Raw genomic sequence first — 22183 nt, 5'->3', positions numbered from 1 at the left:
ACGTCGTGAATCGGGCCGCACGGGATCTGGCCACGCGCCGAAATCGGGTTACTTCGGAGAAGCTTGGACATGATCCAGCCGGTTCAACGCCGGACGATCACGACGCCGGGACCATATCTGCACCAAATCTCTGCACCTGGCGCTGAACGCACCGGCCGGCTCGGCGCGGAGCCCGCGGCCAGCGGCTTTTCCGGTGGATCAAGGGTGCGCCCCTAGGGGAGCTGCAGTCGGTCGCCGCCCGCCAGGATCGCGTCGGCCAGCGCCTCCGCCGGGCCCCGGGCGGCGCTTTCGCGCCGCCCGTAGAGCAGAACGAACTCCACTCCGCCGAGTTCCGGCAGGCCCGCACGTGGCGGAATCCGGACCAGGCCTGGCGGGATCATGCCCCTCGTATGTGCCATGACGCCCAGACCTGCCCGAGTTGCGGCGATCAGTCCGTTGAGGCTTCCGCTGGTGCAGGCGATCCGCCACTCCCGGCCCGCCCGCTCCAGCACCTCCAGCGCCCGGGCGCGGGTCAGCGCGGGCGGCGGGTAGACGACGAGCGGGACCGGGCGCAGGGGATCGAGGCGCAGCCGCTCGGCGCCCACCCACACCAGCCGGTCGCGCCACACCAACCGTCCGCGCGCCTCGTCCGGGTGCCGTTTGGCGAGGACGAGGTCGAGCCGCCCGGCCGCCAGCAGCTCGTGCAGCGTCCCCGACAGCTCGACCGTCAGCTCCAGGTCGACCTCGGGGTGGTCCCGGCGGAACTCCTCCAGGACCTCCGGCATCCGGGTCAGCACGAAGTCCTCCGAAGCGCCGAAGCGGAGCCTGCCGCGCAGCCGGGTGCCCGCGAAGAAGCTCGCGGCCCGCTCGTTCGCCTCCAGGATCGTGCGGGCGAAGCCGAGCATCGCCTCGCCGTCCTCGGTCAGCTCCACGGCATGGGTGTCACGGGCGAACAGCCGGCGCCCGGCGGCGTCCTCCAGCTTCCGTACGTGCTGGCTCACGGTCGACTGCCGCAGCCCGAGCCGGTGCGCGGCCTGGGTGAAGCTCAGGGTCTGCGCCACGGCGAGAAAGGTGCGCAACTGCGCGGGGTCGAACACGGGCCCTCCGCTCCGGCTCTGCCGTCCGCTGCCGCCCTCCCCGTACTCCCCGAGGTCCGGGGCATCGCGAAACGGAATAACAGTGACCACGGTAAGAGGGTTTCCCGATTTCCGGTGCTCGCGGCACCCTGGAGGGCCCGTGGCCGTGCCACCTGTACGTGAGCCGTCGAACGACCGAAGAGAGACCATGCGCCGCCCTCTGCCGAAGCTCCCCTCCTGGCTGCCTGTGGACGGCTACGTCCTGGCGCTGGTGGGCACGGTCGCCCTGGCCGCCGTGCTGCCCGCCCGCGGCCCGGCCGCCACCGTCGCCGAGGGCACCTCCACCGGCGCCGTCGCACTGCTCTTCTTCTTGTACGGCGCCCGGCTCTCCACCCGCGAGGCGATGGCCGGGCTGCGCCACTGGCGGCTCCATCTCACCGTCCTGGCCTGCACCTTCGTGCTCTTCCCGGTGCTCGGACTGGCCGCGCGCGCCCTGGTCCCCGCCGTCCTGCCGCCCGCCCTCTACACCGGGCTGCTGTTCCTGTGCCTGGTGCCCTCGACGATCCAGTCCTCGATCGCCTTCACCTCCCTGGCCCGCGGCAATGTCGCGGCGGCGATCTGCGCGGGGTCGTTCTCCAGCCTCGTCGGCATCGTCGTCACACCGCTGCTGGCGGGCCTCGTCCTGGACGGGAGCGGCGGTGGCTTCTCGGCCGACGCGCTGCTGTCGATCGTCTGCCAGCTGCTGGTGCCGTTCGCGGCCGGGCAACTGCTGCGGCGGTGGACCGGCGGCTTTCTCCTCCGCCACAAGAAGGCCCTCGGCACGGTGGACCGCGGCTCGATACTGCTCGTCGTCTACACCGCCTTCAGCGCCGGCATGGTCGAGGGCATCTGGCACCAGGTCTCGGCCCCGCGGCTGTTCTGTCTGCTGGGGGTGGAGGCCGTGCTGCTCGCGGTGATGCTGACCACCACTTCGTACGGCGCGAAGCGGCTCGGCTTCCCCCGCGAGGACCGGATCGCGATCACCTTCGCCGGTTCCAAGAAGAGCCTGGCGGCCGGACTGCCGATGGCCAGCGTGCTGTTCGGCGCGCAGGCCGGACTGGCGGTGCTGCCGCTGATGCTCTTCCACCAGATGCAGTTGATGGTGTGTGCGGTGCTGGCGAAGCGCTGTGCCGGCACCGCCCGCCCGGCGGCCGAACCGGCGGCGACCGCGGCCGGTGCGGGGCGCGCGGCCGCGGTGGGCGGGGCGCGGGGCTGAGGCCCGCCCGGCGCGGTGGCGTCCGGGCAGGCCGGGCGGCGCGCCGGCTCAGCTCTTCGCGGCCCCGCGCACCCGGTCCAGCGGCAGCCCCAGGACCAGCGGGCCGCGCACCGGGGCGTTGTCGCTGCGCACACCGGACAGTTCGGCGTCGGTCAGGGCCCGCCGGTAGACGCGCACCTCGTCCAGCGCGCCGGTGAACTGGGCGCGGCTGTCGGGCCGCTGGCCCAGGTGCACGCCGAAGACCGAGCCCTGGCTCACCGACCCCGGGACATCGGGGACGACGCTGGTCTCGCCGCCGTCCACGGTGAGCAGCAGCCGGCCGCCCGTGCGGCGCAGCGCGAGGTGGTGCCAGCCGCCGTCGTCGTACGCGTCGTGGGTCACGGCCTGCGCGGTGGCGGCCGGGGCGGCGCCGTCGACGGCGGTGAGGCGGGCGGTGATCCGGTGGTGGCCGGGGTCGCCCTCCACCGCGACCTGCGGGGCCCTGGCGCCCACCCCGCCCATCCACAGCAGCGGCTGTTCGCCCGTGGCGGCGTCGTAGCGGAACCACAGGCCGCAGGTGAAGTCGTGGGTGCCCAGGGGGAGGGAGCCGCGGAAGGGAAGGCGTACCGCGTCGTCCGTGCCGTCGAAGGACAGTGCCTGCCCGAAGCGGCCGGCCGTGGTCCGGGCGCCGCCCAGGACGAGGGCCGGCCGGGCGCCGGGGGCGGCGTCGTGGGTGGTGGGGTCCGGGCCGCGGCGCGGGCCGAGCCAGTCCTCGGTGAAGCGCGCGAAGCGGATCTCGTCCCGGGCGTCGACCGCGCCGCCCTCGTACATCAGGCCGGTGACGTCGTCGGAGACGGCGACCAGGTCGGAGTAGCCGGACCAGTCGGTGGTGACCCGGGCGCCGCGGTCGACGCCCTCCCAGGTGCGGCCCTCGTCCCAGGAGGAGCGGATGGTCATGGTCCGGCGCCGGTCGGGGTCGGCGGGCGCCGCGAACAGGGTGCGGCTGCGGCCGTCACGCGGGTGCGCCAGCCGCAGCGCCGAGCCCTGCACCATCGGGGAGTAGAGGTCGGGGAGGGCGCGGAACGGCGCGGCGAAGGAGGCGCCGCCGTCGCGGCTGACCGCCGCGGTGCGGTGGCCGAGGTCGGTGCCGTCCTGTTCCCGCCCGTTGATGTAGAGCGTGCCGTCGGAGCGCTCCAGGAGCGTCATCTCCGAGGGCTTCTGACGGAACGTCCCGCTCCCCTGCGTTCCGCTCCCGTTCCTCGACGGACCGTCAAGGGCGGAGCCGGCCGCGACGGGCCAGGTGTCCAGCGCGCCGACCTTCCAGGTGGCGCCGCCGTCGTCGCTGTGGACCAGGGCGGCGTGGTTGGCGGTGACCCGGCCCCCCGCGAAGCTCTCGGAGTTGATGCCGAAGACCAGCCGGCCCGCATGCCGTCCGCGGGTGAGCTGGATGCCGTGCACGGGCCCGGTGGCGTACCAGGAGTTCCACTGCGGGGGGCGGATGGCGGCGGTGAGGTCCCGGGGCGCGGACCAGGTCGCGCCGTCGTCGTCGCTGTATTGGAGGTGCGGGGTGCGGTCGCAGGGGACATCACAGCTGAGGCCGTCGGTGCGGCCCTTGTTGTAGGTCTCGGCGAGCACGATCCGGCCGGTGCGGCGGTCCACGATCGGCGCCGGGTTGCCGTGGGTGTCGCCCTCGCCGTGGTTGATGACCTGGAGCGGGCCCCAGGTCCGGCCGCCGTCGGTGGAGCGCTTGAGGACGAGGTCGATGTCGCCCGCGTCGCCGCAGTCGTGCCGCCGGCCCTCGGCGAACGCGAGGAGGGTGCCGCGCACGGACCGCACGACGGCCGGTATACGGAAGCAGAAGTAGCCCTGTTCCTGGGAGGCCTTGAAGAGGATCTGCTGCTCGAAGCCGCCCGCGGGGGACGGTGCTGCGGTGGCTGGGACGCCGCCCGACGCTCCGTCAGGCGCGGCCTGTGCGGGGGTGGTCGGCAGGAGGGCGAGGGCGGTGGCGGCCAGTGCGGCGAGCAGGGCCGCGGCGCGCGGGCGCCGGGGTCTGCTGCGGCGGCTGGGGTGTGCGCGGAGAACTGACGTCATGGTCCGGCCTGCCCTTCGAGGCATCGGCGTCGGGTCATCAGGACATCCCACGTCCTATGTGCATCGCGACGGAAGCTACTGCCGCGTGCGGACCGCGACAAGGAGCGTGCGCCGGTTCTCCGCGCCGCGGCCGTAATTCACTCTCCCGGCCCCGCGGGTGCTGCGCCGGGAGCGCCCGGTGCGGTGCGAGTGCCGGGAGCGCCCGGTGGGGCGGGTGCTCCGCTGAGGCCGCCGACGGCCGCCGTGCCTCACGGCCGCAGCACCACCTTGCCGAGGTTGGCCCTGGCCTCGATGATCTCGTGCGCCTTCGCGGCCTCGTCCAGGGGGAGTTCGGCGTGCACCGCGGCCCGCAGCCGGCCGGTACGGGCCAGCTCCCACAGCTGCGCCCGGTGCTGCTCGTACCGCTCGCGGTGCACGGTGGAGAAGCGGCGCATCGTCAGGCCCGTGATGGTCTTGGCGCCCGCCAGCAGCTCGTGCGCAGGCACCGTCCCGCCACCGGAGTTGAAGAAGATCAGCCGGCCGCCGGGAGCCAGTGCGGCCAGCGCGCGGGGCAGCAGGTCGCCGCCGACGCCGTCCAGGACGACATCGACCGGCTCGCCCCAGGACTCCTGGTCGTAGACCACCACGTCGTCGGCCCCCAGCCCGTACAGGAACTCCGCCTTGGCGGCCGAGCCGACCGCGGCCACCACCCGCGGCACCCCCTGGAGCTTGGCGAGTTGGACGGCGAGGTGCCCGGTGCCGCTCGCCGCGCCGGTGATCAGTACGGACTCGGCGCCCCGCGGTGCCGCGGTGCTGAGCGCGGCGAGCGCGACCTGGCCGCTGCGCACCAGCGCCACCGCCTCCACGGCACCGGCGTCGTCCGGTATCCGGCTCGCCAGGAAGGCCGGCGCCAGGGCGAGTTCGGTGTAGGAGCCGGTGAGGGTGAGCGAGGTGACGCGGTCGCCGGGGGCGAAGCCGGTGACGCCCGGGCCGAGCGCGACGACCGTGCCGGCGATCTCGCCGCCGGGCGTGGCGGGCAGGGGGTCGCCGCCGCCCTTGCCGTCCCCGCGCACCCGTCGTACGCACGGCAGCGTGACGCCGATCGCCTCCGTGCGCACCAGCAGGTCGCCGGGGCCGGGCGCCGGCGCCTCGGCCTCCTCGACGCGCAGGACCTCGGGGCCGCCGTAGGCGTGGAATCGGACTCGGCGCATGGGCGGGCACCTCCGGGATGCGTCGGTCGGCACGCGCCGACCGGGTTTCGTTGGGTTCCCCAACAATAACCAGATTCATTGGGGAAGCCAATGGTTTTTCGTGGGGCCCTCCAACGGATTCCTGGGTACGGTGGTCTTATGGCCGACACCCCGTACGCCCCCAGCCGGATCCGCGCGCTCCCCAGCTGGCTGCTGGGCCGCGCCGCCGCCCGCGGTCACCGGCTGGTCGCCGACGCCCTCGCCGCCGAGGGCATGCGGATGATGCACCACGCCGTGCTGTCGGCCGTCGGCGAACTCGGCCCGGTCTCCCAGGCGGAGCTCGGCCGGACGCTGCGCATCGACCCCAAGGACATGGTCGCGATCGTCAACGACCTGCAGCGGGACGGGCTGGTGACCCGCACCCCCGACCCCCACGACCGGCGCAAGAACGCCGTCGAGATCTCCGCCGACGGCCGCCGGCGGCTGCGCCGCACCCAGCAGCTCGGCGACGAGGCCAACGCGGAGCTCACCGCGGACCTCACCCCGGCCGAGCGCGAGCAGTTGGTCGCGCTGCTGACCCGGATCGCGCTGCCGGAGGAGTGAACCACGGGCCGGGACGGCTGGCCGGCGAAGGGGGCGGCAGGATCGACCGGTGCGCCCGTACGCGGCCTCAGTCCGTGGGGGTGGCGGCCTCGGCCGGCAGGGCGAGGCGGTGCTCGCCCGCGTACACGTTCATCGAGGAACCGCGCAGGAACCCGACCAGCGTCAGCCCGGTCTCCGCGGCCAGGTCGACGGCGAGCGAGGAGGGCGCCGAGACCGCGGCCAGCACGGGCACGCCCGCCATCACGGCCTTCTGCGCCAGCTCGAACGACGCCCGGCCGGAGACCATCAGCACGCTCGACGACAGCGGCAGCCGCCCCTGCTGCAGCGCCCTCCCGACGATCTTGTCCACGGCGTTGTGCCGCCCCACGTCCTCCCGGATGTCGAGCAGCTCTCCGTCCGTCGTGAACAGCGCCGCGGCATGCAGCCCCCCGGTCCGCTCGAACACCCGCTGCGCGGCCCGCAGCCGGTCGGGCAGGGCGGCGAGCGTCGCCGGCTCGATACGGAACGGGGCGGCGGGGGCGGCGTCCAGGGGCCAGCGGGTGGTGGTGCGCACCGCGTCCAGGCTCGCCTTGCCGCACAGCCCGCACGACGACGTCGTATAGACGTTGCGCTCCAGGGTGATGTCCGGGACCGGGACCCCGTCCGCGAGCCGGACGTCCACGACGTTGTAGGTGTTCACGCCGTCCGCGGTCGCCCCCGCGCAGTAGACGATGTTCGCCAGCTCGTCGGCGCTCGCCAGGACGCCCTCGCTGACCAGGAAGCCGGCGGCGAGGGCGAAGTCGTCGCCCGGCGTGCGCATGGTGATCGCCAGCGGCTTGCCGCCGAGCCGTATCTCCAGCGGCTCCTCGGCGACGAGGGTGTCCGGGCGGGTGCTCACGGCACCGTCGCGGATGCGGATGACGCGGCGTCGCTCGGTGACCCGTCCCATGTCTGATCAGTCCTGTCCTCACCGGGCCGGCTCGGTCCCGGTGCTGTCCGTGTGGCGAGCCGAAGCCCGTGGTGCGCAGGTCGCCGCTGTGTCACCGGGGGCATGCGGCGCGGCGGCCCCGGCGTTCCATTGTCCTGCACGGGGGAGCGGCGCGGCAGCCGGGCGTCGCACCGCGCACCTGCCGGCTCCGCGGGCCGACGGTGCGCGGCGCATGGTGCGCGGTGTTCCGCGGCGTCAGCTCTTCAGCTCCCGGCCGCCGAAGGAGCCCGAACCGTCGGCCGCGGCCCAGGCGGCCGCCAGTCCGGACTGGTCCAGCGTCCGCCAGTCGGGGGTGTCCTGGACCAGGAACCGGCCCAGCCGGCGCCCCAGCTCGACCATCGTCCGGCCGGTCGCGCCGCGCTCGGTGCCGTACCCGGCCAGCGCGTCGGGCCGCTCCGGCGTGGCGCGCAGCGCGGCCTCCAGGGCGGCGGCGTCCTGCAGTGCCTTGACCGCGCCGGCGCCGGTGTGCGGGCGGGCGACGGTGGCCGCGTCGCCCGCGAGCAGCAGCCGGCCTTCGGTGTAGCGCGCCGCGGTGAAGTCGTACATCGGCTGGATGAACAGCTCGTGACGTGGCGTCAGCCGCATCAGACCGCCCCAGTAGGGCGGCAGCAGCTCGTCCGTGACGTAGGTGAAATGGGCGTGCAGGGCGTCGGTGAGGGTGCCGGGCGGCAGGCTGGTGGGGGTGTCGAGGCCCAGGTCGAGACCGGTGGGCGGGGCGGTGTACAGGACCCAGTTCGCGCGGTGGCCCCCCGCGCCGTCCGGGATGCGGTAGATGATGACATGGCCGCCGTCGAAGACGCCGTAGATGCAGTCCTCTTCGGCCCAGGGACCGGCCGGCAGACCGGGGAAGCGGAGCTCCGCCAGCCGCTCGGCCGGGATCGCGCCGCGCCAGGCGAGATAGCCCGCGTAGTCGGGCCGCACGCCGGGAAACGCGGCCTCCCGGACCACCGAGCGATAGCCGTCGGCGCCGATGACCAGGTCGAAGCGCTCGGTACGACGGCCGCTGGCAGGGGCGGGGCGCTGCCGCTCGCCGTGGCCCGCGGTGCCCCCGCCGGCGCCGTCGAGGCGGAGGGTGGCGCCGTCCGCCGTCTCGGCGACCGCGTCCACCCGCACCCCCGGCCGGAAGACGGTCTCCTGCGGCAGCCGCCGCCGTAACTCCCGCCAGAGCGGCCCCCAGCAGTACGAGCGGAACGGAAAGGGCAGCGTCCCGATCTCGCGGCCGAGCGGAGCGGCACCGTCGCGTACATACCAGCGACGGGTGGTCAGCTGCACCCACGGCATGCCGGTGTCCAGATACCCGGCGGCCGCGAGTTCGGCGTACCGGGCGTTGTGCACCGCGAGGCCGACCCCGCGGTCCGCGAGGTGCCCGGTGGTGCGTTCGAAGACGGTGACCCGGCCCGCGCCGCCCCGGTGCGCGGCCAACGCCGTGGCGCACCCCGCGATACTGCCGCCCACGACGGCGACATCGGCCCCTGCGATACGGATACGGTCCCTGCTCATACGGCGGATACCCCCTGCGTTGTCCGGCGCCGATGGTCGGTCGGCTGCCAGGTGCGACCGGGCACATCCTCCCAGGGGGAGCCCGTACCGTCCCGTCGTCCGTGCGCCCGTATGGCGGTCGGCCCCGGTGCCACCGCCGGTCAAGTGAACTGTCCGCGCGGGCGGACGGTGCCGGGAAGCCCGCGGCGTCCAAGCGGCAGGTCCGCCCCGGTCGCGTGCCGGCCGGCGCCCACGGGCCCGACGACGGCGGACCCGCAGTCAGGGGCACCCGCATCACCCGCATCACCCGGATCCCCGGAGCGAAATGAGGGATGGCCGGGTCGCGACCTGGGTATGTGCCTGAGCCGGGGACGGGCCGCGCGCCGCGTCCCAGGATGAGCGGCCCGGTGGCGGGTTCTGTGGGGGAGCCTGCCACCGGGCGTGGTCCACGAGGGAAGCCCCGGGCCATCCGGCCCCGAGGGGCGTCAAGGCCAGGGGGGAACCGCGTCCGCCGCCGCTCCGGCCCGGCAGGGTCCCACCGGCCTTCCCGGAAGGGCTCGCTCCGGTCCGATCGGCGAGACCGGCCCGGCCGCCGGTCACCGTCCGGGTAATGTGCACCCGATCATTGCGGAAGCAGCACCCGCACGACACCGCACCAGGCAACCGAACCACGAATGGCGAGACGCACATGAGCGAGGGGACAGCACCGGCGGCCGGCGAAGCGGCCGCCGTCGCCGACGAGGCGGCCCGTGAACGGCTGAGCTATCTGCGCGGCAGCATCGACAACCTCGACGCCGCCCTGGTGCACCTGCTCGCCGAGCGCTTCAAGTGCACCCAGCAGGTCGGCGAGCTCAAGGCCCGGCACAGCCTGCCGCCCGCCGACCCGGCCCGGGAGGCCGCGCAGATCGAGCGGCTGCGCCGGCTGGCCGAGGACGCCAAGCTGGATCCGGCCTTCGCCGAGAAGTTCCTCAACTTCATCATCGGGGAGGTCGTCCGCCACCACCGGGCGATCGCCGACCGGACCCAGGAGGAGACGGGGGAGCAGGCCGAACCCGCGGCCGGCTGAGCCCGTACGTGCGACGGACGAGGGCGGGCGGTGCCATCGCGGCGCCGCCCGCCCTCGCTGTGTTGCGCACCGGGGAACTTTCCGGCCACCACGGCCTGTTGGCGCCGGTCCGCCGAGAGCGCAGGCGGCCCGTGCCGCCCCCGGCAGCCACGCGGTCGCCTCACCCGGGTGGCCCCGCCGCCCGCGCCGCGTGACACTCGCCATACCTGACGCCGGACCGTCCCCGCGGTGCCGCCCTGCCCACTACCGTCCAGTAACACGGTTCCTCCGGGAGCCGCCCGAGCGCCACCACCCTGCCCCTCCGGCCGTGCACCGAGAGCGGAGACACCGATGGCCCCCACCACCTCCTCGAACCCGCAGCACCACGCGCACACCACGCCCGCCCCGACCCTCGCCCTCAAACCCGGGACGTCCTGGCAGGAGGCCTGGCAGCGCAGCCTGGCCGCCGCCCCCGAAGCCTTCCGCGACGACCGGGTCCTCAACTTCTGGGCCGCCGCCTGGCATCCGGACGGCGACCCGCTGCCCGCCACCAGCCCCGTCGACAACACCCCCATCGCCGGCCCGCCGCGCCTCGACGCGGACGCCGCGCTGCACGCCGTACGTGCCGGGCTCGACCAGCACCGGGCCTGGCGCCATGTGCCGTTGACGGACCGCAAGGCCCGGATCTCCGCGACGCTCGACGCGCTGACCGAGCACCGCGAACTGCTCGCGCTGCTGCTCGTCTGGGAGATCGGCAAGCCCTGGAAGCTCGCCCAGGCCGACGTCGACCGCGCCATCGACGGCGTCCGCTGGTACGTCTCCGAGATCGACGGGATGCTCGCCGACCGCGCACCGCTGCCCGGCCCGGTCAGCAACATCGCCAGCTGGAACTACCCGATGTCGGTGCTGATCCACGCGATGCTCGTCCAGGCGCTGGCCGGCAACGCGGTGATCGCCAAGACCCCCACCGACGGAGGTCTGGCCTGTCTCACGCTGGCCTGCGCCCTGGCCGCCCGCGAAGGAGTCCCGGCCACCCTCGTCAGCGGCAGCGGCAAAGAGCTCTCGCCCGCCCTCGTCCGTTCGCCGGAAATCGGCTGTGTCTCCTTCGTCGGCGGCCGCGACACCGGCGCCCGCGTCGCCACCGCCGTCGCCGACCTCGGCAAACGCCACATCCTCGAGCAGGAGGGCCTCAACACCTGGGGCATCTGGAACTACACCGACTGGCAGTCCCTGACCCCGCTGGTGCGCAAGACCTTCGACTACGCCAAGCAGCGCTGCACCGCCTACCCCCGCTTCGTCGTCCAGCGCGAGGCCTTCGCCGACTTCCTCGCCGCGTACCTCCCGGCCGTGCGCAGCGTCCGGTTCGGCCACCCGCTGGCCGTCGCCGACCCCGCCGACCCGCTGCCCGAACTCGACTTCGGCCCGCTGATCAACGCCGCCAAGGCCAAGGAGCTCGCCGACCTCACCACCGAGGCGATCTCCCGCGGTGCCGTCCCCCTGCACCGCGGCGGCCTCGCCGACGGCCACTTCCTGCCCTCCCAGGACACCTCGGCGTACTTCCCGCCCACCACCCTGCTGGCCCCGCCCTCCTCTTCCCCGCTCCACCACGCCGAGCCCTTCGGCCCCGTGGACACCCTCGTCCTCGTCGACACCGAGGCCGAGCTCCTCGCCGCCATGAACGCCAGCAACGGCGCCCTGGTCGCCAGCCTGTCCTGCGACGACAAGGGGACCTTCGACCGCCTCGCCCCGCAGATCCGTGCGTTCAAGGTCGGCCACGGCAAGCCCCGTTCCCGCGGTGACCGCGACGAGCTCTTCGGCGGCTTCGGCAACTCCTGGAGCGGTGCGTTCGTCGGCGGCGAGCTCCTGGTCCGCGCGGTCACCGAGGGCCCGGCCTCCGAACGCCTGCCGGGCAACTTCCCCGACTACCACCTGATGCCGTAGCCGCACGGCCGCACGGCGGCAGGGCGGGCAGGGGCCGCAAGCCCCACCCGGACCCGCCCTACCCGATCCCCTGCCGGTCGGGCGACGAGGCGAACCGCCGGTCCGCGGCCGCCGGCACCGCACGCTCCACCGACTGCACCAGGAGCGTGCGGTGCCGCAGCAGCGGCTCCCGCCGCCCCTCCGGCGCGAGCAGCAGCAGATCATCGATCCCCGCCAGGATCCGCCGGGTCACCTGCGGACTGTGCGCGGCGGCCACCCGGACCTCGGTCAGCCCGAGGTCCACCAGATCCGTCCAGCCGGGCACGTTCTGCACCAGCCGCACCACGCCCCGGCGGTCCCGGTGGAGCACCGACCCGAGCGGGCGCCGCACCACCGCCGCCAGGATCTGCACGATCCGGTCCAGGCACTGCACGGCCGTCGTCGGATCGTTCACCGCCGGCGACAGCGCCCGCAGCGCGATGTCCGACAGCTGCCGCAGCCCGAGCCCGAGATCCTGGTGGAAGGTGCGCTCCACCCCGACCGACACCGTGTACCGCAGGGCCCGCCGCGGCGGCGGCGCTCCGCCGTGCACCGCCAGCACCGGTGTCCCCGGCATCACGAAGTCCCCGATCCGCGGCACCAGCCGCAGCACCACCCCCTGCCGCCGCGCCACCCGCACCAGCCGCGCCACATGCACATCCCGCACGACCCCGGCCCGCCCCTCGTGCGCCGTCCGCCCCGTCTCCGCCGCGAGACCGGCCACCTCGTCCTCCCAGCCCTCCCCGCCCGTGCCCTGCCGCGCCAGCATCCGCAGCGCCTCCCGCGTGATCCGGTCGGCCACCGGCCCCACCTGCATCAACCGCAAGGTGGCCGACACATAGGCGATGAAGAGGAGCAGGCTGAGCCCCACCAGCACCATCGTCAGCAGGCTCTGCACCACGGGCACCGAGGTGACCTGCCGGGCGTTGGTCTCGCTCTCGTACGAGGTGAGCACCAGCAGGGAGAAGAGGAAGGTCGCCAGGAAGACGGTGAGCGTGATCTTGCTGATCCGGCTCCGGATGAAGATCCGCACCACGCGCGGGGTGAGCTGACCGCTCGCCATCTGCACCGCCACCAGCGAGATGCTGAAGACCACGCCGATGAAGGTCATCATCGCCGAGCTGACCGTCGTCACGATCGTCTTGGTGTCCTCGGCGATCGAGACCAGTTCCCGCACCGCCTCGTACGCATGCGCCTGCTGGAGCAACGCGATGATCTTGAGGTCGACCGCCGACGCCGCCCACCACAGGAGCACCGCGCACAGCAGCCCCGCGGTCGGCGCGAACCAGAAGGTGTCCCGCAGATGCTCCCGCAGCGGCGAAAGCGCACGTGGCCTGCGGGGACCACTGATATGCGCGACATGTCCCTCAATGCCCATAAATCGAGGTTATGTGGCGGACGGATATGCAGGTGAAAGGCACTCCGAAACCTTGGTATTGTTGTCCACGTCGCCGCGGGGAACGCCCCGTGAAGATCACACCTAGTCCGGGTGGCGGAATGGCAGACGCGCTAGCTTGAGGTGCTAGTGCCCTTTATCGGGCGTGGGGGTTCAAGTCCCCCCTCGGACACTCACGAAAACCCCTGCTGAGCAGGGGTTTTCTGCATTTCCGGGCAGCGTGGAGAAAAAGTCTGAATTGCCTGTTCCATCCCCTTTGGTCGGGAGTACTCTGATACCAGGCCTACGGGGCGAGCGAGGGAGTCCGACCGGACCGGCCTCGGGGAAGGCAGCTCTGGTTGCCGCCGAGGACGTGAAGGAAGGCCGGGCTGAGAGGCCGGAAGGTCGGAAGACCGGACGGCGACCCCTAGCACCTGATCCGGACCATGCCGGCGAAGGGAGCCCACCTCGTAGGTCGTTGCTGTGCGCCGGGCCGGCGGTCAGTCGCTGCGCATCAGATCCGCGCACTTCTCCCCGATCATCATCGTGGTGATACACGGGTTCACGGCCGGCAGGAACGGCATCACCGAGGCGTCGGCCACCCGCAGACCGGTCACGCCCTTGATGCGCAAGTGGGGGTCGAGGGGCGTCGACGGGTCGTCGGGAGCGCCCATCCGGACCGTGGACGCGGGGTGGTAGACCGTGTTGTGGGTGGCGCGGAGGTAGTCGAACAGGTCGGCGTCGGAGTGGGTGGACGGGCCGGGGGCGAGTTCGGTACCTGCCCACTCGGCCATGGGCGGCTGGGAGACGATCTCGCGCGCCAGGCGCAGTCCGTGGGTCATCACGCGGATGTCGTGTTCGTCGGTGAAGTAGCGCGGGTCGACCATGGGCTTGTCGCGGAAGTCGCGGGTGCGCAGCCGGACCGTGCCGCGGGAGCGGGCCCGGGTGACGTTCGGGGTGAGGCAGAAGGCGTTCTCCGACGTGGGGTAGCCACGGCGGTAGGTGTTCATGTCGAAGGGCACGCTGCCGTAGTGGAACATCAGGTCCGGGCGGTCCAGGCCCGGTTCGGTGTTCACGAAGATGCCGATCTCCCACCACTGGGTGGACGTCTTGACCATGGGCTGCTTGGCGTCCCACATGATCACGCCCTCCGGGTGGTCCTGGAGGGAGGAGCCGACACCGGGGGAGTCGACGATCGGCTCGATGGCGGTGGCCCGCAGATGGGTGGCCGGGCCGATGCCGGAGAGCATGAGGAGCTTCGGGGTGTCGATGGCGCCGCAGCAGACGACGGTTTCGCGGCGGGCGTCGACCGTGCGGGTGTGGATCAGGTCGGGCGCGAGGTAGTCCACGCCGGTGCAGCGCCGGGCGGAGTCGAAGTTCAGGTGCTTGGCCTGGAGGCCGGTGCGGATGTCGAGGTTCTTGCGGGTGCCCATCAGGGGGTGGAGATAGGACACCGACGCGGAGGAACGGGTGCCGTCCGGGCGGCAGTTGATCTGGAACCAGTTCGCGCCCCGGACCACGGTCTTGCCGGTGTTGAACGGTGTGGTCGGGATGCCGGCCGCGACACAGGCCTCCAGCAGGGCCACCCCGCACGGGTCGTGGGGCGCGATGGTGCGCAGGGTGACCGGGCCGTTGCGGCCGTGGTGGTCGCCGGGTGCGTCGTTGGTCTCCAGCCGCTGGTAGAGGGGGAAGCAGTCGGCCGCGCTCCAGCCCGTACAGCCCATCGCGGCCCACTCGTCGAGATCCTCGGCCGGGGCCCAGAAGGCGATGCAGGAGTTGTGCGAGGAGCACCCGCCGAGCACCTTGGCGCGGGCGTGCCGCATGAAGCTGTTGCCGTTCTCCTGCGGCTCGACCGGATAGTCCCAGTCGTAGCCGGACTCCAGCAGCCCCATCCAGCGGTCCAGGCGCAGCACGTTGTCGTCGCCGACGTCGGAGGGGCCGGCCTCCAGGAGGCAGACGGTGGCCGTCGGGTCCTCGCTGAGCCGGGCCGCCACGACGGCACCGGCCGTGCCGCCGCCGACCACGACGTAGTCGAACTCGTCCACGGGGACCTCTGGGGACATCGCGCGCTCCTGATCAGGGGGTGGGGGTGCTGCTGCCCGGGCTGCCGCTGTCGGGGGCGCCGGCGGCGTGCATGGCCAGCACGCCGGTGCGCTTGCGCTGGACGAACCAGTAGTAGGTGAACCCGCCGATCGCCACGACCCCGATGAACAAGAAGGCGCCCCAGCGCAGGTACCAGTGCTGCGGGCCGGTCGCGTTGTACACCGCGGCGCGCGGCCAGGCGAGGTTGAGGGACATCCCGAAGCCCCAGAGCACGGCGAGGATGTTCACCGGGAGGCCGAACCTGCCCAGGGAGAACCGCCCCTTGACCGGCGTCCAGTTGCCGCGCAGCCGCTGGAACAGCATCGGCAGGGTGACCGCCAGGTAGGCCAGGTAGATCATGATGATCGCGATGCTGGTGATCACCGAGAAGATCTGCGGCTGGTTGACGTTGATGAGGAGGATGCCGATCCCCACCAGGCCGATGATGACGGCCGGCAGCACCGGCGTCTGGAAGCGGGGGCTGACCTTGGCGAGCAGCGAGGCGGCCGGGAGGTTGTTGTCCCGGGCCATCGCGAACGCCAGCCGGATGCCGGCGGTGTGCACCGCCAGTTCGCACACGGTGATCGCGATGACCACGCACCAGAGCACGATCTGCCCGATGGTGGAGCCGAGCGTGGAGAGCACCACGTACTGCAGGCCGTCCACGGACAGCTTCGCGGAGTGCAGATCGGGCACGGAGAGCAGGGCGAACAGGAGGATCAGGCCGCCGATGAGGAAGGACGCGACCAGCGCCCGCAGGATGGCGCGGGGCGCGTTGCGGCCGGGGTCTTTGGACTCCTCACCGAGCGACGAGGCGGTGTCGAAGCCGTACATGACGTACGCCGAGGCCAGTGCCGCGGTGAGGAACGCACCGAAGTAGCCGAGGTTCTGGCCGCTGCCCAGACCGAAGGTGTTCAACACGACGCCCGGGCCGCGGGTGACGTGCGCGGCGAGGAGAATGACCAGGACGACGGCGGCGATGAGTTCGATCGCCACGCCCGCGGAGTTGATCCGCGCCATCAGCTTGACGCCGAAGGCGTTCACCAGGGTGGTGAAGGCGATGAGGATGGTGCCGAGCACCACGGCGTTCTCGGCCGCGGACTTGCCGGTGCCGTCGCCGATGAACTGGAACCAGGACGAGATCTGCGGCAGCGTCACCTGGTACGCCAGCGCCACCGCGGACAGCGACACCATGGTGGCGGTCAGCATCATCCAGCCGCCGAGCCAGCCGATGTGCGGGCCGCCGAGCTTCTTGGACCAGTTGTAGACCGATCCGGCCACCGGGTAGCGGGCCGCCAGCTCGCAGAAGCACAGCGCCACCATCAGCTGCCCGAGGAAGACCATCGGCCAGGACCACCAGTACGCCGGTCCGCCGTGGGCGATGCCGAAGTAGAAGAGCTGGAAGGTGCCGGTGAGGATGGAGATGTAGCTGATCCCGGCGGCGAAGGTGTGGAAGTTGCCCAGGGTGCGCTTGAGTTCCGGCTTGTAGCCGAGCTCGGCGAGCGAGTCGTCGTCGTGCGAACCGTCGGCCCGGGTGCCGGGGCGGGGGGACTCGGCGTCGGTCACTCGAACCACCTCTGCGGACGTGGCGCGGTGTTGCGCCAGACGTGCTTGGCCTCCTGGTACTCGGCCAGCCCCGCGGGCCCCAGCTCGCGCCCGACGCCCGACTGCTTCATACCGCCCCACTCCGCCTGCGGCACATAGGGGTGGAAGTCGTTGATCCACACCGTGCCCGCGCGCAGCCGGGCGGCGACCCGGTGGGCACGGCCGCTGTCCTGCGTCCACACCGCCCCGGCCAGCCCGTACACCGTGTCGTTGGCGAGCGAGACCGCCTCGTCCTCGGTGCGGAACCGTTCGACGGTCAGCACCGGGCCGAAGCTCTCGTCGCGGACGACGGTCATGTCCGGGGTGCACTCGTCCAGCACGGTCGGCAGGTAGTAGAAGCCGTTCGACAACGACGGATCGTCGGGCCGGGCGCCGCCGCACAGCAGCACGGCGCCCTCGTCGAGCCCGGCCGCCACATACGCCTCGATCTTCGCGAGGTGCGCGGCCGAGATCAGCGGGCCGGTCCTGGCGTGCTCGTCGAACGGTCCGCCGAGCCGGATCCGCTGGGCGCGGGAGACCAGCTCGTCGACGAACGCATCGTGCAGCTCCTCTTGGACGAGGAGCCGGGCGCCCGCCGAGCACACCTGCCCGGAGTGCAGGAACACCGCCATCAGCGCGTAGTCGACGGCGGTGTCGAAATCGGCGTCGGCGAAGACGATGTTGGGGTTCTTGCCGCCCAGTTCCAGTGCGATCTTCTTCACCGTGGGGGCCGCCGCGGCCATGATGCGCCGGCCGGTGACCAGTCCGCCGGTGAACGACACCATGTCCACCCGTGGGTCCTCGGTCAGCGGCGCGCCCACGGCCTGGCCGGTGCCCAGTACCAGGTTGGCCGCGCCGTCCGGCAGGCCCGCCTCGGCCAGCAGCCGCATGAGGTGGACGGCGGTGTGCGGGGTGAGCTCACTGGGCTTGAGGACGAAGGTGTTGCCCGTGACCAGCGCGGGGGCGACCTTCCATGCGGTCTGCAGCAGCGGGTAGTTCCACGGGGTGATCAGCGCGCAGACGCCGACCGGCTCGTGCCGCACCGTGCTGTCGATCTCCGGATCGCCCGCGTCCACCACCCGGTCGGTGCCGCCGGCCGCACCGAGATTGCCGAAGTAGCGGAAGCAGTTGGCGATGTCGTCCATGTCGTAGGCGCTCTCGACCAGCCGCTTGCCGGTGTCCAGCGACTCGGCCCTGGCCAGCGCGTCCTTGTCGCGCTCCAGCAGCTCGGCGACGCGCAGCACCAGCCGGCCGCGCTCGGCCGCGGGTGTCCGCGGCCAGGGCCCGTCGTCGAAAGCGGTCCGGGCGGCGCCGATGGCGGTTGCCGCGTCCTTCGGCCCGCCCTCGTCGACGGTCGCGACCAGCGTGCCGTCCGCCGGGCAGCGGATCTCCCGCACCTCCCCGTCGGCCGCTGCGGTCCACTGACCGCCGATGAACAGCTCCGGCATGGTGGTGCCTTTCGGTCTCCGGCTCGTACGAGGCGGCAGCGGCGGGCGCGGCGCCCCGGCCGACGGCGTCGGGCCGACGGGCGGCCCGCCGTGCGGGCCTCGGTGACGATCACTGAACCGAGAGTAAGACGGGCGGTGCGGCTCCGCACGGTACGAGGGGCCGGGGGAGAGGGGAGCGGCACCGGGTGGGGCCGACGGAGTGACCCGGGCGGGCGGACGGGAGAATGAGGGGATGGGCAGTGAGCGGGACCGGGGGCGGGAACGGGAGCCGGGGCGGGGCGCTGAGGCGCGGCCGGACGCGGAGCCGGGGCCGGGCGCAAAGTCGGCGCCGGTGGCGGGTCCGGACGCGGAGCCGGTGCGGGCGGCAGGTCCGGACGCGCCACCGGGCCAGGCCGCGGGGCCGGTCGTCGGAGCGTCTCCGCACCCCGTCCCCGACGCCGCGGCGTACCTCCGCGGCCGCTGGAGCATCGAGCGCACCGTGTACGACCTGCGGGCCGGCGTCGAGGGCAGCTTCCGCGGCACCGCCGAGTTCCGTCCCGACCCGGCGGGTCCCGGGATGCTGCACCTCGAGGAGGGGCGGCTGCGCTGGGGCGGGGCGGAGCAACCGGCGAGCCGCACCCTGCGGCTGCGGCCCCGGCCGGACGGCACCGCCGAGGTCGACTTCGCCGACGGCCGGCCCTTCCACGACCTCGACCTCAGGACCGGCCGCTGGAGCACCGTCCACCCCTGCGCCGCGGACCGTTACGCGGGAACGTTCACCGTCACCGGGGCGGACACCTGGCACCTGGAGTGGCGGGTCGCCGGACCGGCGAAGGACCAACTGCTGCGCTCGGAGTACCGGCGGCTGGGGTGAGCGCGGCGGCGCCGGTACGCGGACGACCGCCGGATGACAGGTGGACGACCGCCGTGTCCCGGATGCGGACGACCGGCGCCCCCGGGGAGAACGGTCCCGGGGGCGCCGGTCGTGCGTGGGGGAGCGTGGGCTCAGGCGGCCGGCAGCTTCCCCCGGCCGAAGAGCTTGCGCTCGTCGTGCAGGGCGAACGGGGTGGTCCGCAGGTCGGCGATCTGGATGCCGAAGATCTTCAGTTGCAGCATCAGCTCGGTCTTCAGGTCGTAACCCGCGCTGAGCGCCCAGGCCGGTGCGCTGCCGCCGCCCGCCGCGGCCCGTCCGGTGAGGTGCACGGACAGATCGCCGCCGACGCCCACGGTGTCGTAGAGGAACACCTGGGCGTGCGCCCCGACGCGGGCCGTCGCGGAGGCCGCGCCCTCGACCCGGGGAGCGGCTCCCCGGGTCTGCTGCTGCGCCTCGTGCAGCGGCTGCCACCCGCCCTGGCGGTCGTACTTCGCGCCGACGGCGAACGCGCCGGAGGTGCGCTGGTCGGCGTCGAGCACGATGCGCCCGCCCGCGGTGAAGCGGTAGGTGAAGGTGACCTCGGTGCTGACCACGACGGGGACCGGGCCCACCCAGAAGACGTGCCGCCCGGTGACCGCCGCCAGCGGCACCGCGACCTGCCCGGTGTCGGCGGTCCCGCGGACCTTGCCGTGCACCTGCCAGCCGTAGGCGTACGAGCCGCCGAGGCCGATGGCCGCGCGCTGCGGCAGCAGGTTCAGCCCGCCGCGCTTCTCGTACTGGAAGATCAGCTCGGGCCGGAAGGTCACCTCGCCGGACAGCCGGGCGGGAGACTTGTCGGTCGCCTCGATGCCCTTGGGCAGCGGCACCTTGACGCCCAGCCGCAGGGTGGTGAGCGCCTTGCGCGCGTCGGGCGACAGCGCGCTGCCGGAGGAGGTGGGGGCCGGGCGGGTACCGGAGGGCACGAGTGGGGAGCGGACCCCGGAGGAGCCGGACGCCGAGGGGCTCGGGGAGCCGGAGGCGGTGACGTCGGGGCTGCCGGACGGGGTGGCCGGAGCAGCGCTCTCCGAAGCGGAACCGGCTGCGGGCTTCTGGACGGTGACACCCGAGGAGAGCGGCCTGACCGAGACCTCACCGGGCCGCAACGCCGCGCGCTGGTCCACCTTCTGATCGCCGAGCAGCTCCGAGAGCGTGGCGGGGGCGGTGGTGACGCGGACCTTGCCGTCGCGGGAACCGGTGACCTTGCCGACCTTGAACAGCGCACCCGAGGGGGCGTGCCGGTTGGGCGCGGCGGCGATCACGTCCCCGGTCCGTACGGTCTTGCCGGCCGACGGCTTGAGCTCCGCCTGCTTGTGCTGCGCGTCGTACGACGAGAGCTGCACGGAGACCGAATTGCCGGAGCGGGTCGGCGCGTCGGACGGCCGGGCGACGGCGGCGGTGCCCTGTGGACCGGAGGCCCGGGCGTCGTCCGGCACGGCACCGGGGGCGGTCGGCCCGGTGGCCGGTATGCCGGCCGAGGACGTGCGCGGGGTGTCGGGGCCCGAGAGCAGCGCATGGGTGCCGAGGGCGGCGGGGACGAGCACGCCGACCGCGGCGGCGGGCACCGCGATACGGCGCCAGGAAACGGCCATGGGATTCCTTGGTGGTGCGGGGGGTGATGGGGAGGTACAGCGGGGCCGGGCGCCGAACTGCCGGACGGATCCGGACGGCTGGGGAAAAGTCGTCCAAGATCGAACATCTGTAGGGGTTCGGGCGGCTTCCTCGTAGCATGGCGACGAATGATCGCTTTCGCCATGGGGAAAGACACCGAGTCGGGAGGGGACGGGTGGAGACTTCCACAACGGTGCCGGAGTCCGTCGCCGCGCTGCACGCCGGAATCGACGCCCTCACCGACGAGGTCATCGGCGGCCTGCGCGCCCAGCTCCCCTCCTACGCCGCGGTGCCGGCGGACCGGCTGCGGCCACGGGTGCTGGCGTCCCTGCGCAACGGCCTGTCCCTGGTGCAGCGCTGGTCCGAGGAACGGCGGTCCTCCCGGCGGTCCGGGCACGGCGACGACCGGGCGTACGGCATCCCCGAGACCCACCTCGACGAGGTGACGGCGCTGGCCCGCTCCCTGCCCGCCGAGGACATCATCTCGGCCTACCGGATCGGAACGGACATCGTCTGGCGGCGGTTCGGCGAGGAGATGGCGGCCCGGCGCGGCACCGCCGAGGACCTGCTGCCGATCGCCGAGACCCTGCGCGCCTGGGTCGACGCCAACACGCTCCGCATCGTGCGCAGTTGCCGAGTCGGCTTCCCGGGTGACCGGGCGACGGACCGCCGGCGCGCGGCGCTGGTCCGCGCGCTGCTGCTCGGCGAGGCACGGTGGGGCACCTCCTCCCCGGGCGGCGCGTGGGGAACCGGGCCGGCCGGCGACGGCACGGGCGAGGGGCGCGGGGACGGCGGGCACCCGGACGACGGGGCCGCGGCGGAGGGCGGTTACGACCACGGCGCGCTCCGGCTGCCCTTCCGTGCACGCCTGCCCGAGGATCCCCCGTCCGGCGCGCCGGACCGCATACCCGAGCCCGGTCCGAACCCGCCCCCCGCCGCTCATCTCGGCCCCGGCGACCGCGCCTTCGACCGGGTCGTCGCTCTGCTGCGTCCCTGGCTCGCCCTGGACGGGGGCGGGAAGCCGCTGGTCACGACCGTGGACGGGGATGTGGCTGGGCTGCTGACCGGCCGGCCGGGCGGGTTGTGCCGCGGCCTGGTCCTGGGGCTGGGCGCCCCGGCCCCCGCGTCCGGTCTCGCCGCGGAGTTCACCCGGGCCACCCAGGCGCTGCGGGCCGCGGTCGGGTTTGGGCTCGTCGGGGCGTTCACCCGTGAGGAACTGGGGCTGCGGGCCACGGTCGTGGCGCTGCCGGCCGTGGGGGAGCAGCTGGTGGGGCTGCGCCTGGCGCCGCTGGCCGAACGGGGCGAGGACGGCGCCCAGCTGGAGGAGGCCGCGGCCGCCTTTCTCCAGCAGGGGCTGCGTCTTGAGGCGGCCGCGCGGACCCTCTACGTCCACCCCAACACCCTGCGCAACCGGCTGCGGCGCTTCGAGGAGATCACCGGCACCAGCCTGCGTGATCCGGCCGATCTGGCGGAGGTGTGGTGGGCGCTGACGCACCGCAGGATCCACGGCCCGGCGAGCTGAGGCGTCCGCGGGCTCCGGCATCGACGGGCCGCCGGGCCGGACCGGGCCGGAGCGGGCCGGAGTGGCCGCC

16 protein-coding genes and 1 tRNA gene are annotated in these 22183 nt (G+C 73.5%); 7 read left to right on the top strand and 10 right to left on the bottom strand.

Annotated features, from left to right (window positions below; genetic code table 11):
- Nucleotides 1-212 precede the first annotated feature (212 nt).
- Entirely contained in the window at nt 213-1076 is an 864-nt protein-coding gene (locus AB0411_RS01730) for a LysR family transcriptional regulator (RefSeq protein ID WP_366415176.1), read from the bottom strand.
- Nucleotides 1077-1263: 187 nt separating this feature from the next.
- Between AB0411_RS01730 and AB0411_RS01725 the strand changes: the two genes are divergently transcribed.
- On the top strand, nt 1264-2310 hold the full coding sequence (locus AB0411_RS01725; RefSeq protein WP_366415175.1) for a bile acid:sodium symporter family protein: 1047 nt from the start codon (nt 1264-1266) through the stop codon (nt 2308-2310).
- 48 nt (nt 2311-2358) lie between these two features.
- Here the strand turns inward: AB0411_RS01725 and AB0411_RS01720 are convergent, their stop codons facing one another.
- Both AB0411_RS01720 and AB0411_RS01715 read right to left on the bottom strand, forming a co-directional pair.
- Complete coding sequence (locus AB0411_RS01720) at nt 2359-4380, bottom strand: sialidase family protein (protein WP_366415174.1); 2022 nt, start codon at nt 4378-4380, stop codon at nt 2359-2361.
- A 248-nt stretch (nt 4381-4628) separates the two neighbouring features.
- The gene (locus AB0411_RS01715) at nt 4629-5570 is read right to left on the bottom strand and encodes a quinone oxidoreductase family protein (RefSeq protein WP_366415173.1); all 942 of its coding nucleotides are present in this window, start codon (nt 5568-5570) and stop codon (nt 4629-4631) included.
- Nucleotides 5571-5708: 138 nt separating this feature from the next.
- Here AB0411_RS01715 and AB0411_RS01710 point away from each other — a divergent pair, with 138 nt between their 5' ends.
- Nucleotides 5709-6152, top strand: coding sequence for a MarR family winged helix-turn-helix transcriptional regulator (locus AB0411_RS01710; protein ID WP_366415172.1), 444 nt, complete (start codon nt 5709-5711; stop codon nt 6150-6152).
- A gap of 67 nt (nt 6153-6219) precedes the next feature.
- On the opposite strand, the gene fdhD is transcribed toward AB0411_RS01710, so the two are convergent.
- On the bottom strand, nt 6220-7080 hold the full coding sequence (fdhD, locus tag AB0411_RS01705; protein ID WP_366415171.1) for a formate dehydrogenase accessory sulfurtransferase FdhD: 861 nt from the start codon (nt 7078-7080) through the stop codon (nt 6220-6222).
- A 234-nt stretch (nt 7081-7314) separates the two neighbouring features.
- A complete protein-coding gene (locus tag AB0411_RS01700; protein WP_366415170.1) occupies nt 7315-8619 on the bottom strand; it encodes an FAD-dependent monooxygenase in 1305 nt (434 codons plus the stop codon).
- 667 nt (nt 8620-9286) lie between these two features.
- On the opposite strand from AB0411_RS01700, the gene AB0411_RS01695 reads away from it, so the two are divergent.
- The gene (locus AB0411_RS01695; protein ID WP_366415169.1) at nt 9287-9664 is read left to right on the top strand and encodes a chorismate mutase; all 378 of its coding nucleotides are present in this window, start codon (nt 9287-9289) and stop codon (nt 9662-9664) included.
- A 330-nt stretch (nt 9665-9994) separates the two neighbouring features.
- Entirely contained in the window at nt 9995-11584 is a 1590-nt protein-coding gene (locus tag AB0411_RS01690; protein ID WP_366415168.1) for an aldehyde dehydrogenase family protein, read from the top strand.
- Nucleotides 11585-11642: 58 nt separating this feature from the next.
- On the opposite strand, the gene AB0411_RS01685 is transcribed toward AB0411_RS01690, so the two are convergent.
- Nucleotides 11643-12980, bottom strand: a complete 1338-nt coding sequence (locus tag AB0411_RS01685; RefSeq protein ID WP_366415167.1) for a DUF2254 domain-containing protein — start codon at nt 12978-12980, stop codon at nt 11643-11645.
- A 105-nt stretch (nt 12981-13085) separates the two neighbouring features.
- On the opposite strand from AB0411_RS01685, the gene AB0411_RS01680 reads away from it, so the two are divergent.
- Nucleotides 13086-13170, top strand: a tRNA-Leu gene (locus tag AB0411_RS01680).
- Between the two features lie 307 nt (nt 13171-13477).
- Here the strand turns inward: AB0411_RS01680 and AB0411_RS01675 are convergent.
- Genes AB0411_RS01675 through AB0411_RS01665 form a run of 3 tightly spaced genes read right to left on the bottom strand, consistent with a single transcriptional unit; the run spans nt 13478 to nt 18091 of the window.
- The gene (locus AB0411_RS01675; RefSeq protein ID WP_366415166.1) at nt 13478-15040 is read right to left on the bottom strand and encodes a GMC family oxidoreductase; all 1563 of its coding nucleotides are present in this window, start codon (nt 15038-15040) and stop codon (nt 13478-13480) included.
- Between the two features lie 13 nt (nt 15041-15053).
- Nucleotides 15054-16625, bottom strand: a complete 1572-nt coding sequence (locus tag AB0411_RS01670) for an APC family permease (protein ID WP_366415165.1) — start codon at nt 16623-16625, stop codon at nt 15054-15056.
- A complete protein-coding gene (locus AB0411_RS01665) occupies nt 16622-18091 on the bottom strand; it encodes an aldehyde dehydrogenase family protein (protein WP_366415164.1) in 1470 nt (489 codons plus the stop codon). Before AB0411_RS01665 ends, AB0411_RS01670 begins: the two co-directional genes overlap by 4 nt.
- A gap of 232 nt (nt 18092-18323) precedes the next feature.
- Between AB0411_RS01665 and AB0411_RS01660 the strand changes: the two genes are divergently transcribed.
- Complete coding sequence (locus AB0411_RS01660; RefSeq protein WP_403144767.1) at nt 18324-18944, top strand: DUF6314 family protein; 621 nt, start codon at nt 18324-18326, stop codon at nt 18942-18944.
- A 131-nt stretch (nt 18945-19075) separates the two neighbouring features.
- Here the strand turns inward: AB0411_RS01660 and AB0411_RS01655 are convergent, their stop codons facing one another.
- The gene (locus tag AB0411_RS01655; RefSeq protein WP_366415163.1) at nt 19076-20572 is read right to left on the bottom strand and encodes a hypothetical protein; all 1497 of its coding nucleotides are present in this window, start codon (nt 20570-20572) and stop codon (nt 19076-19078) included.
- 194 nt (nt 20573-20766) lie between these two features.
- Between AB0411_RS01655 and AB0411_RS01650 the strand changes: the two genes are divergently transcribed.
- On the top strand, nt 20767-22113 hold the full coding sequence (locus AB0411_RS01650; RefSeq protein WP_366415162.1) for a helix-turn-helix domain-containing protein: 1347 nt from the start codon (nt 20767-20769) through the stop codon (nt 22111-22113).
- Nucleotides 22114-22183: the final 70 nt, after the last annotated feature.

Origin of the sequence: Streptomyces angustmyceticus (assembly GCF_040701845.1) — a bacterium.
Classification (GTDB): Bacteria; Actinomycetota; Actinomycetes; order Streptomycetales; family Streptomycetaceae; genus Streptomyces; species Streptomyces angustmyceticus_A.
This window is presented reverse-complemented; position numbering and strand designations above follow the sequence as displayed.

Coding starts and splice junctions, on each gene's coding strand:
- AB0411_RS01725 (WP_366415175.1), top strand. CDS start 1,264: ATGCGCCGCCCTCTGCCGAAGCTCCCCTCCTGGCTGCCTGTGGACGGC.
- AB0411_RS01720 (WP_366415174.1), bottom strand. CDS start 4,380: ATGACGTCAGTTCTCCGCGCACACCCCAGCCGCCGCAGCAGACCCCGG.
- AB0411_RS01715 (WP_366415173.1), bottom strand. CDS start 5,570: ATGCGCCGAGTCCGATTCCACGCCTACGGCGGCCCCGAGGTCCTGCGC.
- AB0411_RS01710 (WP_366415172.1), top strand. CDS start 5,709: ATGGCCGACACCCCGTACGCCCCCAGCCGGATCCGCGCGCTCCCCAGC.
- fdhD (WP_366415171.1), bottom strand. CDS start 7,080: ATGGGACGGGTCACCGAGCGACGCCGCGTCATCCGCATCCGCGACGGT.
- AB0411_RS01700 (WP_366415170.1), bottom strand. CDS start 8,619: ATGAGCAGGGACCGTATCCGTATCGCAGGGGCCGATGTCGCCGTCGTG.
- AB0411_RS01695 (WP_366415169.1), top strand. CDS start 9,287: ATGAGCGAGGGGACAGCACCGGCGGCCGGCGAAGCGGCCGCCGTCGCC.
- AB0411_RS01690 (WP_366415168.1), top strand. CDS start 9,995: ATGGCCCCCACCACCTCCTCGAACCCGCAGCACCACGCGCACACCACG.
- AB0411_RS01685 (WP_366415167.1), bottom strand. CDS start 12,980: ATGGGCATTGAGGGACATGTCGCGCATATCAGTGGTCCCCGCAGGCCA.
- AB0411_RS01675 (WP_366415166.1), bottom strand. CDS start 15,040: ATGTCCCCAGAGGTCCCCGTGGACGAGTTCGACTACGTCGTGGTCGGC.
- AB0411_RS01665 (WP_366415164.1), bottom strand. CDS start 18,091: ATGCCGGAGCTGTTCATCGGCGGTCAGTGGACCGCAGCGGCCGACGGG.
- AB0411_RS01660 (WP_403144767.1), top strand. CDS start 18,324: ATGGGCAGTGAGCGGGACCGGGGGCGGGAACGGGAGCCGGGGCGGGGC.
- AB0411_RS01655 (WP_366415163.1), bottom strand. CDS start 20,572: ATGGCCGTTTCCTGGCGCCGTATCGCGGTGCCCGCCGCCGCGGTCGGC.